The organism is Nocardia sp. No.11, from assembly GCF_038752175.1.
In the GTDB taxonomy this organism is placed as follows: domain Bacteria; phylum Actinomycetota; class Actinomycetes; order Mycobacteriales; family Mycobacteriaceae; genus Nocardia; species Nocardia canadensis.
Genome location: NZ_JBCGFB010000142.1, coordinates 1 through 14,469, shown reverse-complemented (window position 1 = coordinate 14,469; position 14,469 = coordinate 1). Strand labels below are relative to the sequence as shown.

Genomic DNA, 14,469 nt, shown 5'->3' with positions numbered 1-14,469 from the left:
CGCGTAGCACCTGGTCGCCGGGACGGTCTCGCGCTGCCGTCCCGGCGCTCTGGGTTCGCCACCGCCCCATCTGTAGTGAGGATTCATGTTCGTGTTCACCCGTTCCCGTGCGGTCGCGGTGTCGGCCATGGCGCTGGTGCTGCTCTCGGTCGCCTCCGTCGGCACCGCGGGCGCCGACGGTTCCCGGCTCGACCACATCGAGCGGCCCGGGCAACGGCAGCAGACGCTGCATGTGTACTCGGCGGCCATGGACCGGGTGATCCCGCTGCGGGTCATCACCGCGCACGACACCAGCGTCCCGCGGCCGACGCTGTACCTGCTCAACGGCGCCGGCGGCGGTGAGGACCGGGCGAACTGGTACAACCAGACCGATATCGTGCAGTTCTTCGCCGACAAGAACGTCAACGTGGTCACGCCCGCCGCGGGCAAGTTCTCCTACTACACCGACTGGCAGCGCGACGATCCCAAACTCGGCCGCAACAAGTGGCAGACCTTCCTGACCGAGGAGTTGCCGCCGATCATCGACGACACGTTGCACACCAGCGGCGTCAATGCCATTGCCGGACTGTCGATGTCGGCCACCGCGGTGCTGAACCTGGCCATCGCGGCACCCGATCGCTACCGCGCCGTCGGCGCCTACAGCGGCTGCGCCCAGGTCGCCGACCCGATCGGGCGCGCCTACGTCGACGTGGTCTTCGCCCGCGCCGGTGCCGATCCCGCCAATATGTGGGGCGCCCCCGGCGACCCCGCCTGGCAGGCCAACGACCCGTACCTCAACGCGGAACGCCTGCGCGGCAAGGCCATCTACCTCTCCAGCGCGACCGGCCTGCCCGGCGTCGCCGAAACCCTCCCGGCCGGCGCGAACCCCGGCAAGGTCATCGGCATGACCGACCAGATCCTGCTCGGCGGCGCCATCGAGGCCGCGGCCAACCTCTGCACCCAGCGGCTGGCGGCCCGCCTCCAGGAACTGAACATCCCCGCCCAGACCGAATTCCGGGCCGCGGGCACCCACACCTGGAAGTACTGGGAACAGGATCTGCACAACTCCTGGCCGATGATCGCCGAAGCGATCGGCGCGTCCTGACCGCCGCCGCGGAATGAGCGACGGCGGGTGGTTTCCGATTCCGGAAGCCACCCGCCGTCGTCGTCCTCGGTCCGGGACTAGCGCTCGATGATCGCCACGACGCCCTGGCCGCCCGCGGCGCAGATGGAGATCAGCGCGCGGCCGGAGCCCTTCTCCGCCAGCATCTTCGCGGTGGAGGCCACGATGCGGCCGCCGGTGGCGGCGAACGGGTGGCCCGCGGCGAGCGAGGAGCCGTTGACGTTGAGCTTGCTGCGGTCGATCGAGCCGAGCGCGCCGTCCAGGCCCAGCCGCTCCTTGCAGTAGGCGTCGGACTCCCACGCGGCCAGCGTGGAGAGCACCACGGAGGCGAAGGCCTCGTGGATCTCGTAGTAGTCGAAGTCCTGCAGGGTCAGGCCGTTGCGGGCCAGCAGGCGCGGCACCGCGTAGGTGGGCGCCATCAGCAGGCCGTCGGGGCCGTGGATGTAGTCCACCGAGGCGACCTCGGAGTCCACCAGGTGCGCGAGCACCGGCAGGTTGCGCTGCGCGGCCCACTCCTCGCTCGACAGCAGCACCGCCGAGGCGCCGTCGGTCAGCGGGGTCGAGTTGCCCGCGGTCATGGTGGCGTCGCCCAGCTTGGTGCCGAAGACCGGCTTCAGGGTGGCCAGCTTCTCCACGGTCGAGCCGGGACGCAGGTTGTCGTCGCGGGTCAGGCCCAGGAACGGGGTGATCAGGTCGTCGAAGAAGCCACGGTCGTAGGCGGCGGCCATGTTCTTGTGCGAGAGGTAGGCCAGCTCGTCCTGCGCCTCGCGGGCGATGCCGAACTCCTTGGCGGTGATGGCGGCGTGCTCACCCATCGACAGCCCGGTCCGCGGCTCGGCGTTGCGCGGGATCTCGATGCCCAGCATCGACGGCCGCAGCTGGCCGACCAGCTTGAGCCGGTCCTTGTTGGTCTTGGCGCGGTTGGCGGTGAGCATCCACTCCCGCATGTCCTCGCTGACGCCGATCGGCGCGTCGGAGGTGGTGTCGGCGCCGCCGCCGATGCCCGACTCGATCCGGCCGAGGGCGATCGCGTCGCCGACGGTGACGATCGACTGCAGGCCGGTGCCACAGGCGAGCTGCAGGTCGTGGGCCGGGGTGTACGGCGAGAGCTTGGAGCCGAGCACGCTCTCCCGGATCAGGCTGTGCTCGCCGACGCGCTTGAGCACCGCGCCGCCGACGACCATGCCGAGGCGCTCGCCCTGCAGGCCGAATCGGCTGACCAGCCCGTCCAGGGTGGCGGTGAACATGTCCTGGTTGGACGCGTGCGCGTAGGCCTTGTCGGAGCGAGCGAACGGGATGCGGTTACCACCAACGATCGCGACCGGGCGCTGGGTCTTCGCGGTCTTGGCGGTGTTGGCCTTGGCCGTCGCCGAGCGGGCTTTGCTTGTCACTCGAGTTCTCCATGGTCTCGTCGGTTCCGGGTACGCCGGGCGTATCGGTTTACATTAAACTTACTCTGGAGTAAGTTCGTTGTCGACACCGTACCCGCAAATGTGAGCCAACACGGGGGACACTGGGCGAGCACGGTCATTCACACGTCGAGCACAGAGAAGGTAGGAACAGTGGCAGCCAAGAGCAAGGGTGCACCCAACCTCTACGGATCCTTCATCCACTCCGCCCCCGGCGCGTTCCTGGCGAGCAAGCTGGGCCTGCCCCAGCCGGCGGAGCTGCGCCGCTACAAGGCCGGCGAGCCCGCGCTGCCCGGCCCGGTCCTGCTGGGCGGCAAGGGTCGGCTCGCCGAGCCGGTCCGTGCGCTGCTCTCGGACTACACCGTCGCGGATTCGCTCGACTCGGGCACCAAGTACGGCGCCCTGGTGTTCGACGCCACCGGCATCGACTCCATCGACAAGCTCTCGCAGCTGTTCGAATTCTTCCAGCCCGCGATGCGCAACCTCGCACCTTCGGGGCGTGTCGTGGTCATCGGCACCACGCCGGAACTGGTCGGCTCGGTCGACGAGCAGATCGCCCAGCGCGCGCTCGAGGGCTTCACCCGCTCGGTCGCCAAGGAACTGCTGCGCGGCGCCACCGGCCAGCTCGTCTACGTGCACCCCGAGGCGGGCGCGGCCGCAACCGGCCTCGAGTCCACCCTGCGCTTCCTGCTCTCGGGCAAGTCTGCCTTCGTCGACGGCCAGGTCATCCGGGTCGGCAAGGCCGATTCCGTCGCCCCGGCCAGCTGGGACAAGCCGCTGGCCGGCAAGGTCGCCGTCGTGACCGGTGCCGCCCGCGGCATCGGCGCCACCATCGCCGAGGTCTTCGCGCGTGACGGCGCCACCGTCATCGTCGCCGACATCCCCGCCGCCGGTGAGGCCCTGTCCGAGACCGCGAACAAGGTCGGCGGCACCGCCCTGGCCCTCGACGTCACCGCCCCCGACGCCGCCGAGCGGCTCGCCGAGTTCGCCACCGAACGTTTCGGCGGCATCGACATCGTCGTGCACAACGCGGGCATCACCCGCGACAAGCTGCTCGCCAACATGGACGAGGGCCGCTGGAACTCGGTCATCAACGTCAATCTCGCTGCCCCGCACCGCATCACCTCCGGCCTGGTGGCCAAGGGCGTGCTCAAGGAGGGCGGCCGCGTGATCGACGTGTCCTCCATCGCCGGCATCGCGGGCAACCGCGGCCAGACCAACTACGGCGCCTCCAAGGCCGGTGTCATCGGCATGGTCGACGCCGAGGCCCCGCTGCTGTCGGAGAAGGGCATCACCATCAACGCGGTGGCCCCCGGCTTCATCGAGACCGCGATGACCGCCGCCATCCCGGTCGGCACCCGTGAGGCCGGTCGCCTGATGAGCTCGCTGCTGCAGGGTGGCCAGACCGTCGACGTCGCCGAGACCATCGCCTACTTCGCCAGCCCGGCGTCGAACGCGGTGAGCGGCAACGTGGTTCGCGTCTGCGGACAGAGCCTGATCGGCGCCTGATGACCCAGACGATCACCCTCTCCGAGGTTCCGAAGAACGGCGGCCTGTACGCGAAGGCGGCGCTGGGCGCCGTCCCGCTGCCCGCCCCGCTGTCGGGTCGCAAGCCCACGCTGCCCGACCGCCGCGTCGTCCTGGACGGCTTCCGGGTCGACCCGGATCACCTGGCCGCGTACTGCCACGCGACGGGCCTGCGTTTCAGCGACACCCTGCCGCTGACGTACCCGTTCATCCTGGCGTTCCCGCTGGCGATGCAGCTCGTCGTCGCGCGGGACTTCCCGTTCAGCGCGGTCGGCGCGGTGCATTTCGAGAATGTCATCGAGCGCACCAGGGAGATCTCGGTCGCGGAGCCGCTCGATTTCGCGGCGCACATCGAGAACCTGCGGGAACACCCGAAGGGCCTGCTGGTCGACGCGATCACCGAGATCCGCGTCGGCCGGGAGCTGGTCTGGCGGCAGGTAACCACCTTCCTGCACCAGCAGCGCACGTCCCTGTCGGGCGGCCCGAAGTCGGCCCCGCCCGCCGACGTGGTCCCCCCGCCGCCGCTGCGCGTGCAGCGCGTCGATCAGAAGATGATCAACCGCTACGCCGCCGCCTCGGGCGATCACAACCCGATCCACGTCTCCGGCATCGGCGCCAAGGCCATGGGCTTCCCGAAGACCATCGCCCACGGCATGTGGTCGGCCGCGAACATCCTCGGCACCATCGAGGGCCGCATCCCCGAGAAGACCACCTACACGGTCAAATTCGGCAAGCCGGTCTTCCTGCCGTCGTCGGTCAACATCTACGCCGAGCAGGTCGGTTCCGGCTGGGACCTCTCCATGCTCAACCCCAAGAAGGGCTACCCCCACCTCACCGCGACCCTGCGCTGAGTTCCGGGACTCGACGGGCCGCACCTCCTTTCGGAGGTGCGGCCCGTCGGCGTATCCACAACTCACGGCTGTTGAAACACCGACTGGTTCGGAAACCGATNGGTGGTGCGGCCCGTCGGCGTATCCACAACTCACGGCTGTTGAAACACCGACTGGTTCGGAAACCGATGAGCCGGATCGGACCGATCGAATCCATCGTTACGTGAATTCGCTGTGAGATTACTCATTTCCACGGTTCACGTTCGCTGATTGATTGCGGCACAACATGATCAAGCAACATTTGGTCTACCGACCGGTGCTTTCTTCTCCGAGCTAAAAAATTGCCTCACCCCCGCTGGGCGGGCGATTCGGTGTTGCCATGATGCCAACATTTCGGTCCGGAAATTCCGGCTATCCTCCGGCATCCGAACAGCCCGCTGCCCCGATATTCGCGCATTCCCGTGCCCGGAAACGCGTGTTAGAACTGCTGTGCCCAGCCTGCGGGGCGGGCGAACCCGGGATGTTGGACTCCCCGATCGGGCGGCGATCCTGCGGCCGCCCAGCGCATTTCACCTGATGATCCGTTGGCTCGAAGTGGTGTGGAGGAAGCGTTGTGAAGAAATCGATGGCTATCGCGATGGCGACGGCGGCCTGGTCGCTGATGGTGGTCCCCGGCCTGGCCGGCGCCGACACCGGTAGCGGCTCGACCGGCAGCGGTGTGCTCGACACCGGCAGTGGCATTCTCGGCGACCTGCTCGACACGGGCAGCGGCATCCTCGGTGGCAGCTCGGGCGGTTCGTCGGACAGCGTGCAACCCTGCAACCGCTCGACCGAGTCCGGCGGAGCGGGCGTCACCACCACCGTGCACCAGCTCGGCGTGGCGGGCCCGACCGCCTTCGTCCTGTCCTACGAAACCCTCAACATCCCCGACCGGATCCAGGTCTACTACGAGGGCGGTCAGGTGCTCGACACCGGCTACCTCGGCGACAACCTCAACCAGGGCACCGGTTCCGCCGTCGTCTCCCTCCCCGCGGGCAGCGCCACCACGGTGACCGTGAAGGTCAGCGGCCCCGACGACACCCGGTGGGAGTACACGGTCAACTGCCCGTCCTAGCGACATGCGAGAGACGAGCGGTCCGGGATCTCCCGGGCCGCTCGTTTCGTCTTCACCGGGTGAACGAATCGCCACGCCGCCGAGCACGGGAAATCGGGTCGAGATCGTCGAGGCCGCGAGAGGGGTGTCCGTTTGTGTGGATGGGTGGCAGGCCCTACTGTCCCGACTGGTCCACACGCGATGTGTGCCGAATGATCGTCGGATGGGGGAGTGCCATGTCGGCACCACAGTCGTTCACCTCGGGTCAGGAGATGGTGGACACGGGCGGCGGGGCTATCGGTGGCTCGGCTACCTCGAGCGTGCGAGAAGCGCCCACCGGACGTGAGCGGTTCGCGGCGGTGTGGGTTTTCCTCGCCGCCTGGCTCGCCTATGCCACGGTTCTGCTAGTCAGCAGTCGTGACCTGTTCACCCGGGTGGTGGCCGAGGAAGGGGATGGGGCGACCATCTCGATCCAGGTGCTGGCCGCCAAGGATTTCGAGCTTCTCGTCGGCAACTACTCCCGGGTCGGGTTCCATCATCCCGGGCCCGCGCTCATCTACGTGCACGCGTTGGGTGAGTGGCTCTTCTACGATGTGCTGCGGTTGGTGCCGTCTCCGTGGAATGGGCAGGCGATCGCCATCCTGTTGTTCAACGCGGCGATGGTGGCGTCGGCGCTGGGTATCGTCTACGCCTGGTACCCGTCGTGGAGGCTCGTCGCCGGACTCGGCGGGGTGAGTGTGTTGTTCCTCGCCGGGTATCCGGGGCTGCTCAGTGGCATCGGGCTTCCCTATGTGTATTTCGCACCGTTTCTCCTCTTCCTGGTCGCGGTGTCGTCGGTGGTGGCCGGGCGTACCGGACATCTTTGGGCCGGGGCGCTCGCCGGTGGGTTGCTCATCCATGGACACGCGGAATTCCTGTTCTTCGTGTCGCTGTTGGGTGGAGCGGGGCTGTACCTGGTGTGGCGATGCAAACTTGCTGTCGCCGAGAAGGATTGGTGGCTTTTCGGGGGGATCGCGGCGTTGTTCGCCTTCCCGATCGTGCTCAATACCATCGTGAATTTCCCCGGTGAACTCCCGAAGTACGTCGGCTATGGCGGCGGGCACGGGATCCATATGCCGTGGACCGCGGTGTCCTACACGGTGCAGTTCTGGGGGCCGAACCGTCTTCTCGGCGTCGCGATCCTCGTCGCGCTCTTCGTTCTCGTCAGGCTGGTGGCACGCGGCGAGAAATTCCTGACCTGTGGCCTGTCCGTCTGCGCTGCGGCTGTCGCGCTGATGGCGGCCTACGCGATGATCGGCATTGATCAGATCAACGAGGCCTACATCGGCTACTTCTCGTACGCGATCCCCCTGTTCATGTTCATGCTTCTCCTGGTCGGTCTCGCCCAGCGGGTCGGCCGGCTGAAAGGCGCTGCTGTCGGCCTGCTGGTCGTGGGGCTGGTGGTGAGTGGGATGACGAACTCGCTGACCAATCGGCGACCCGAGATGGGCGGCGTGCCCACGACTGTGGCGGCGATGGCGGAGGTGGCCGGAGGTCGGTCGATCGTTCTGGAACGGCGACCGCACGAAGCGTGGGCCGAGGTGGTCGCGCTCGTCCTGAGCGGGGCCCGGAGCGGTGTTCGGGTTTGCGCGGACGACGCCGCGAGGATGGAACTGCTGGTCACCGCCGCATTCGTCTGCACCCCCGCCGAATTGGCCACCGGCGCCCGTTTCACGGTGACGAGAAAGGACGCCGGTGTACCCGTCGGACGGGTCGTCGGCGAGATGGGTCTGCCGGACGGCAAGCAGCAGAGCTGGGTGACAGCCGAGGGCTGAGGACCCTCGCGGGTCTCCCCGCCTGGCCGAGCAGGCCGAGGCCGTCGCCCTGGCCCGCACCTGTCAGCGCAGGGCTGAGCTCGAGTCGACAACCACGGCGTAGAGGTCGGCGAGGGTGGCCAAGGCGCTCTGGTGGAGTTGGTCGGCCGGGACTTCACCGGTGGCGGTGGGCAGGGGCCGGGTGGCGCAGGCGTCGGCGACGACCGTGGGTTTGTTGCCACGGAGGAAGGCGCCCTCGGTGGTGAAGGTGACGCACATGTGGGTCATGAAGCCGGCGATGACGACATTGTCGTGGCCCGCCGCGTCGACGAGGTCGCCGAGATCGGTGCCGACGAAGGCGTTGGGAACGGTTTTGACGACGACCTTCTCGTCGGCGGTGGGGGCGACCGCGGGGTGGATGCCGCCGATGTCGGCGGTGATGTCGTAGGGGGTGCCTTCGCCGCCGTCGTTGATGACGTGGATGACCGTCGCGCCGGATTCGCGTGCCTTGGTGAGCAATTCGGCGGCGGCGTCGAGGGCGGCCTTCCAGTCGGTCAGCTCCATGACGCCCTGGGTATAGGTGTTCTGGTAGTCGACCAGGATCAGGGTGGACTCGGCCAGCGTGGCCGGGGTCTCGTCGAAACCGTTGAGCTGGCGGAGGGTGGTCGAAGCCATCGGAAAGCCTTCCTATCGGGGACGAAGTCCACGCTAAGGAGCTCCGGAGATGTCGGCAATGTCATGTAACCTGCAGATTCGGACATGGAGGTGTGGAGTGGTCGATCGGCTCGTGGTGATCGTGCTGTTCGATCGGGTCGACCTGCTCGATGTCACCGGGCCGCCGGAGGTGTTCTCGCTGTTGCAGCGGGAGATGGACGAGCCGACCGGGTACCAGGTGGTGCTGGCGGCCGCGACGATGGCGCCGGTCACCACGTCGGCGGGGGTTCGGGTGCTGCCGGATGTGACCTTCGCCGAGGTCGCGGCGCGGCGCGTCGACACGGTGGTCGTGCCGGGTGCGGTGGAGACCGACAGCAGCAGGCGGGTGCGGGCGCTGGTCGATCCCGGGGTCGTCGACGCGGTGACGACGCTGGCGAAGCGGGCGCGCCGGGTGGCGTCGGTGTGCGTCGGCGCGCATATTCTCGCGGCCGCGGGACTGCTCGACGGCAGACGCGCCACCACCCACTGGTCGACCGCGCAGCAGCTCGCGGCCGAGCATCCCGAGATCGAGGTGGACGCCGACCCGATCTACATCCGCGACGAGCACATCTGGACCGGAGCGGGTCTCACCGCCTGCCTCGATCTGACGCTGGCGCTGGTGGCCGACGATTTCGGCGACGAGCTGGCATTGCGGGTGGCCCGGCAATTGGTGATGTATTTGAAAAGGCCCAGCGGGCAGAGTCAATTCAGTGTTTCGCTCGAGCCGGTATCGACCACACGACGCATCGACGATATCCGGCACTACATCACCGGAAATATCGGAAAGCCGCTCACCGTCACCGATCTCGCCGAGCGGGCGCATGTGAGCGAGCGACAGCTCACCCGGATCTTCCGCGCCGAACTCGGCATGACGCCGGCCGCCTACCTCGAATCGGCGCGGGTGGAAGTGGCCCGGCACCGGTTGGAAACGACCGACGACACCCTCCAACGTGTCGCCGCCACTTGTGGTTTCAATACCGTGGATACGCTGACCCGAGCGTTTCGCCGGCGGCTGGACACCACCCCGACCGAGTATCGCCACAGATTCCGGATCGGCTGACGAGGTCCTCGCCGGAACTGGTGCTCGCGAACTCTAACAGCGGGCGGTCGCCGGGCGACACGATTGTCTTGCCCCCATTTCATCGGTCTGCCGGGTGATGTTGTGCCGCTGTTAGACATCTCGTGTGACGGAAACGTAGTCCGTCGTAAATCTGAACAATGAGGGGTTCACAATGAGCAAGATTCGTGTCTTCGGTGTGGCGATGGCGGCCGCGGCGGGCATCGCGGTGCTCGGCGCCGGTGCGGCGAACGCGGAGGAGCCGGCGCCCAGCACCGGGTCCGCCGACCTGACCGCTCTGCTCGGCGCGCTGACCAGCGGATCGTCGGAGACCGAGGAGGTCGTCGAGGAGGAGCCGGGCACCGGGTCGGCCGAGGGGCTCGCGGCGCTGCTGGCGCAACTGACCGGCGGGTCCTCCGCGGAGCCCGAGCCGGTCGCCGAGGAGGAGCCCGGCACCGGGTCCGCCGAGGGTCTCGCCGCGCTGCTGGCCCAGCTGACCAGCGGTTCGGCCGGCGAGACGCCCGCGGAGTAGTCGCGACCGGGTGACCTGGCCGTCGCACAGTGGGGCCGCGCTTCCTGTGACGATGAGTTCTTCTCACGTTCATTTGAATTATGTTTCGCGTAATTCTGTCGTGATAGGAACTCAGTATTCGTCTAGAAGGAGAAAATATGTTCGACAGCCTGGTCCAGATCCTGCCCATCCTCCTCGCGTTTGCCAGCGGGTCGGCGGCCTGAGCTACCTGGGATTTCACGGCGCCCGTCGGATTCGACGGGCGCCGTTTTCCGGCTACCGGGCGGGGATCAGCCGGTAGAGCCACCACGGTCGGGTCGGGAAGGCCGGGTCGTAGATGCGCAGCAGCATCCGGCGTTCGATGCCGGTACTGCGTTCCCGGATTCGCAGGTGGCGCCGCGCGATGTCCTGGGGGCGCACGTCGCTGGTCCAGATGGGGTCCCAATCGGGGGACTGACCGCAGGACTCGGTGATCGCGGTGACCCGCTGGGTCGGCGCGAGCGGAGCGAGCATGCGGAAGGCGTGCACCAGCAGCTGGGCCTCGGTGGTCCAGTCGATGAACACCTTCTTGGCGATCGGGTCGAGGAACATCCATTCGAGCACGTTCACCCCGGCGCCGAGCCCGGGGAACAGCCGCTGGTACTCGGCGTTCGCGGCGAGCATGTCCATGGTGGGGAAACGCTGCAAGCACGCCGGATGCGTGAGGCTGGCCAGGTCGGTCAGATCCTCCGCCGTCGGCGCGGCCGGTGGGGTACCGGAATCCAGTGCGGGCAAGCCGAGTACGAGGATGTGCTTGCGATACCACAGCGGCACATCGAGGGAATCGAAAAGCCGCTGGAGCATGGGGGAATTCGGGACCAGCGCACCCGATTCGATCTGGCTGATCAGCAGCGGCGCCATCTGCGCCCGCGCGGCCAGCTCGGTCCGCGCGAGGCCCGCCGCCATTCGGCGCTCCCGCAAATACACACTGAGCGCGGTACTTTCACCCATCACGACCCCCGAGCCTCACCCCGACCGACGGCAATTCCCAGGGTACGCCGGGTTCGGAGACGGAGATCAGAAAAACAGGTCACGAGTGATGCCGCGCGAACCCCTCGTCCGCGCGGCATCGCCGGCTACTGCCCGACGGCGTGCGCGGCCACCCAGGTCCGGGCCGGATCGTAGGTGTCGCGGATGTGCTGGAGCCGTTGCCATGCGGTGGCGTCGAAGGCGGTGGCCGGGTCGATCACGCGGTCGGCGAAGTTCAGGAACGACGTCTCGGCGGCCCACGGCCGCAGGGCGGCGACGACGCCGGTGGTGACGGTCTCGCCGAGCGCGGCGAGCTCCTGCGTCGGCGCGGGCGACACCGCGAACAGGGCGTACGCGCCGGCCAGGTGCGACAGCGCGGCGTCCTGGGGACGGGCGAGCGCGCCGCCGAGATGACGGAGTTCGGCGAACATCAGCGGGGTCTGCACGCCGGGGCCCGCGACGGCGAGCAGGGCCTCGACCGCTTCCGGCGGAAGGTGCGTGAGCAGGGCGTGATCGCTCACCGCGGGGGTCGGGCCGGGCGGGTCCATGTGCACGTCGAGCAGCGCGGCGGTCGGGATGCGGCCGAAGGTGTCGAGTTCGGGGGCCAGCGCGCGCAGCGGGGCGAGCAGTTCGGCGGCGCGGTCGTCGTCTTCGAGCACGGCGCCGTCGATCACCACCAGGCTGCGCCCGGACAGGAACGGCGGCAGTTCGGGCAGCGGGGGAAACCGCATGAGCCGCACCGAGGTGGTGACCGATTCGGGGAGCGTGGCGGTCCAGTCCCGCCACGCGGACAGCACCTCGGGCGCGCGCTCGATGTCCCACAGCAGCATGCCCGCGACGACGTCGGCGAGCGGGAGCAGGTCGAGCTCGATCGCCACCACGACGCCGAAGCTGCCGCCGCCACCGCGCACCGCCCAGAACAGGTCGGGGTTCTCCTCGGCGCTCGCCCGCACCAGCGATCCGTCGGCCGTGACCAGGTCGATCGCGCGCACGGCGGAGCTCGCCAGACCGTGCTCGCGACCGTAGAAGGACAGGCCGCCGCCGAGCAGATACCCCGCGACCGCGACATCGCCCGCGCTGCCGTGCAGTGCGGTGAGTCCGTGCGGTGCCGTCGCCGCGAGCACGTCGCGCCACAGCGTGCCGCCGATGACCCTGGCGCGCCGGGCGATCGGATCGACGGTGACACCGGTGAGTTCGTGCAGCCGGAGCAGGACCGCGTCGTCGAGCCCGGCCACGGCGGCGGCGCCGTGCCCGGTGCTCTGCGGCGCGATCCGCAGGCCGAGACCGGTGGCGGCCCGGACGAGGTCGACGACCTCGTCGATCGTGCGCGGCACCGCGACGGCGGCGGGCCGCTGCCGGACGGCGAGGTTCCACGGGGTGGCTGCCGCGTCGTAGCCGGGGTCGCCGGGCAGGAGCGCGAGGTCGCGCAGGGCGGTCGTGGTCGGGTTCATGGACGGTCCTTCGGGTCGGGAGAAGTGGGGATCACCTGCGCGCTGAGCTCGACGAGCGTGCCGGGGAGCGCGAGGTGCGCGACATCGATGAGGTCGACCGGCACGGGTGCGCCGTCGAGCCATTCCGCGACGAGGTCGGCGAGATCGGCGGCGTCGGCGGGAGCGCGGGCGCGGACCCGCAGACGCACGATCGATGACGCCTCCAGCCCGCGCGCGGCCAGCGCCGCCTCGAGCCGCTCGAACGCCAGGCACAGCTGTGCGGCGGCGTCCTCGGCGTGCACGAGGCGGCCCGACTCGTCGACCGAGGTCGTCTCGAGGATGATGGTCACGCGGTCCAGATTCGCGCGTTCGCCCTGGTCGGGGCCATCCCAGCCGGGCGGGGAATCGGGTATCCCAGCGGTCTGGGATATGGCGGCCTATGGTCTGCGGCGCATACTGAGGGCATGCGTAGCCGGCTTGTTCCCGAGCGCGTGCGGAGCGATCTGGATGTGCTCTCGCGTGCCGGTCTCGACCTCGACGAATTCCTGGTCGAGGCGACCGACGCGGTGCGCCGGGCGGTACCGGCGGTGGCCGCGTGCGTCGGCACGCACGACCCGGCGACGATGATGCTCACCAGCGCGCGCAAGTACGGGTCGCTGGTCGCGGCGAACGAGCACGACCGGCTGTTCGGCCTCATCGAGTACGGCACCGAGGACGCGACGTCGTTCCGCTCGCTCGCGGTCTCCGAGCGGCGCGCGATCGGCATGCACGCGGCCATGGGCGACGACATCGAACGCTGCGAGCGGATGTCCCGGCTGATGCGCCCGATCTACGGTTTCGCCGACGAGGCGCGGCTGGTGTTCCGGGACGGTTCGGGGGCGTGGGGGTGCCTGGCGCTGTTCCGCGGCAGCGACGACCCCAAGTTCACCGATGACGAGGTCGACTATCTCGCCTCGCTGTCCGGCTCGTTCGCCCGTGGCGTGCGCGCGGGCGTGCTGACCCGGCTCGCCGACGCGCCCGAGCTGGGCGCGGAGACCGCCGGTCCCGCCGTCGTCATCGTCGACGCGAACGACGAGGTGGCCCAGATCAGCCTCGGCGCCGAGGAGCGGTTCGCGCAGCTGCGGTCGTCGGTGCACAGCGGCGACCCGCTGAGCCTGGTGATCTCGTTGGTCAGCGCCGCGCGGCGAATGCTCGCCACGCCCGGCGCCGCGATGCCGAGGGCCCGGGTGCGGACAGCGTCCGGGGTGTGGCTGGTGCTGTACGCGTCGCCGCTGGCCGGGCCCGACGGCGCGGTGGGCGATGTTGTCGTCACCATCGAGGAGGCGCGGCCGCCGGAGATCGTCACCCTGGTCGTCGCCGCCTTCGGGCTGACCCCGCGCGAACACGACGTCACCCGGTTCGTCCTCCAGGGTGTGGAGACCAAGGAGATCGCCGCGGCCCTGCACGTCTCGGCCTACACCGTCCAGGACCACCTCAAGTCGATCTTCGAGAAGGCGGGCGTCCGCAGCCGCCGCGAACTCATCGCTCGCGTGTACTTCGACCAGTACGTCCCCCGCATGGGCGCCGAAGTCGGCCCCTCGGGCTGGTTCGCCCAGTAGTCCCTGGAAACGCGAACGTCCCGGAGTCGGCAGACTCCGGGACGTTCGACTGGTCTCGCGAGAAACATGGGTAACTCACCGGGAACCGGCTAACTCCCCACGCCACTTCCCACCGGCCGCGTATCAGGCCGAAGACTCACCTGAGTGCGGCCTGATACGCGGAGAGGCGGAACAGCTCAGAAGGCGGCCTCGTCCAGTTCCATGATGTCGTTGTCCAGGTTGGCCAGGATCGCGCGGGTGGCGGTCAGCTCCGGCAGGACGTTGCGGGCGAAGAACTGCGCCGAGGCGACCTTGCCGGTGTAGAAGGCGACGTCGGAGCCGGTGGCGCCGTTGTCCAGGGCCGCGAGGGCGATCTCGGCCTGCTGCAGCAGCTGCCAGCCGATGAACAGGTCGCCGACGGCCATCAGGAAGCGGACCG

Annotated in this window: 14 protein-coding genes; 8 read left to right on the top strand and 6 right to left on the bottom strand. The window is 68.9% G+C overall.

The genetic code is table 11. The annotated features are described in order from the left end of the window. The first annotated feature begins 127 nt into the window (after positions 1-127). Positions 128-1,084 carry an alpha/beta hydrolase family protein gene (locus V8688_RS27845; RefSeq protein ID WP_342802040.1) on the top strand — a complete coding sequence of 319 codons (957 nt, stop codon included), beginning with the start codon at positions 128-130 and terminating at the stop codon, positions 1,082-1,084. A 77-nt stretch (positions 1,085-1,161) separates the two neighbouring features. Here the strand turns inward: V8688_RS27845 and V8688_RS27840 are convergent, their stop codons facing one another. Continuing rightward, positions 1,162-2,493, bottom strand: coding sequence for an acetyl-CoA C-acetyltransferase (locus V8688_RS27840; RefSeq protein WP_316572989.1), 1,332 nt, complete (start codon positions 2,491-2,493; stop codon positions 1,162-1,164). A 171-nt stretch (positions 2,494-2,664) separates the two neighbouring features. Between V8688_RS27840 and V8688_RS27835 the strand changes: the two genes are divergently transcribed. From V8688_RS27835 to V8688_RS27820, 4 genes are all read left to right on the top strand, one after another. After that, positions 2,665-4,020 (top strand): 3-oxoacyl-ACP reductase, encoded by a 1,356-nt coding sequence (locus V8688_RS27835; RefSeq protein WP_218715994.1) that lies wholly within the window; start codon positions 2,665-2,667, stop codon positions 4,018-4,020. Further along, entirely contained in the window at positions 4,020-4,889 is an 870-nt protein-coding gene (locus V8688_RS27830) for a MaoC/PaaZ C-terminal domain-containing protein (RefSeq protein ID WP_218715993.1), read from the top strand. The genes V8688_RS27835 and V8688_RS27830 overlap by 1 nt, the downstream gene beginning before the upstream one ends. Positions 4,890-5,481: 592 nt before the next feature. Further along, positions 5,482-5,982, top strand: a complete 501-nt coding sequence (locus V8688_RS27825) for a hypothetical protein (protein ID WP_316572987.1) — start codon at positions 5,482-5,484, stop codon at positions 5,980-5,982. A gap of 215 nt (positions 5,983-6,197) precedes the next feature. Next, the gene (locus V8688_RS27820; protein ID WP_342802039.1) at positions 6,198-7,775 is read left to right on the top strand and encodes a hypothetical protein; all 1,578 of its coding nucleotides are present in this window, start codon (positions 6,198-6,200) and stop codon (positions 7,773-7,775) included. Between the two features lie 63 nt (positions 7,776-7,838). Here V8688_RS27820 and V8688_RS27815 read toward each other — a convergent pair whose 3' ends face one another. Beyond that, positions 7,839-8,429, bottom strand: a complete 591-nt coding sequence (locus tag V8688_RS27815; RefSeq protein WP_218715990.1) for a cysteine hydrolase family protein — start codon at positions 8,427-8,429, stop codon at positions 7,839-7,841. A 97-nt stretch (positions 8,430-8,526) separates the two neighbouring features. Between V8688_RS27815 and V8688_RS27810 the strand changes: the two genes are divergently transcribed. Then, complete coding sequence (locus V8688_RS27810) at positions 8,527-9,507, top strand: DJ-1/PfpI family protein (protein ID WP_316572985.1); 981 nt, start codon at positions 8,527-8,529, stop codon at positions 9,505-9,507. 172 nt (positions 9,508-9,679) lie between these two features. Next, positions 9,680-10,036: a hypothetical protein gene (locus tag V8688_RS27805; protein WP_342802038.1), complete on the top strand. Its 357-nt coding sequence runs from the start codon at positions 9,680-9,682 to the stop codon at positions 10,034-10,036. A gap of 255 nt (positions 10,037-10,291) precedes the next feature. Here V8688_RS27805 and V8688_RS27800 read toward each other — a convergent pair whose 3' ends face one another. The 3 genes from V8688_RS27800 to V8688_RS27790 all read right to left on the bottom strand — a co-directional run bounded on the left by V8688_RS27800 (position 10,292) and on the right by V8688_RS27790 (position 12,803). Next, positions 10,292-11,005, bottom strand: a complete 714-nt coding sequence (locus tag V8688_RS27800) for a helix-turn-helix domain-containing protein (protein WP_218715988.1) — start codon at positions 11,003-11,005, stop codon at positions 10,292-10,294. A gap of 125 nt (positions 11,006-11,130) precedes the next feature. Further along, positions 11,131-12,474 carry an FAD-dependent oxidoreductase gene (locus V8688_RS27795; protein WP_342802037.1) on the bottom strand — a complete coding sequence of 448 codons (1,344 nt, stop codon included), beginning with the start codon at positions 12,472-12,474 and terminating at the stop codon, positions 11,131-11,133. Continuing rightward, positions 12,471-12,803 (bottom strand): Rid family hydrolase, encoded by a 333-nt coding sequence (locus tag V8688_RS27790; protein ID WP_218715986.1) that lies wholly within the window; start codon positions 12,801-12,803, stop codon positions 12,471-12,473. The genes V8688_RS27795 and V8688_RS27790 overlap by 4 nt, the downstream gene beginning before the upstream one ends. 114 nt (positions 12,804-12,917) lie before the next feature. Between V8688_RS27790 and V8688_RS27785 the strand changes: the two genes are divergently transcribed. After that, the gene (locus tag V8688_RS27785; RefSeq protein WP_218715985.1) at positions 12,918-14,051 is read left to right on the top strand and encodes a helix-turn-helix transcriptional regulator; all 1,134 of its coding nucleotides are present in this window, start codon (positions 12,918-12,920) and stop codon (positions 14,049-14,051) included. A 176-nt stretch (positions 14,052-14,227) separates the two neighbouring features. Here the strand turns inward: V8688_RS27785 and V8688_RS27780 are convergent. Continuing rightward, positions 14,228-14,469, bottom strand: a 242-nt coding sequence (locus V8688_RS27780) for an acyl-CoA dehydrogenase C-terminal domain-containing protein (protein ID WP_342802036.1), incomplete at its 5' end; no start/stop codon positions are given.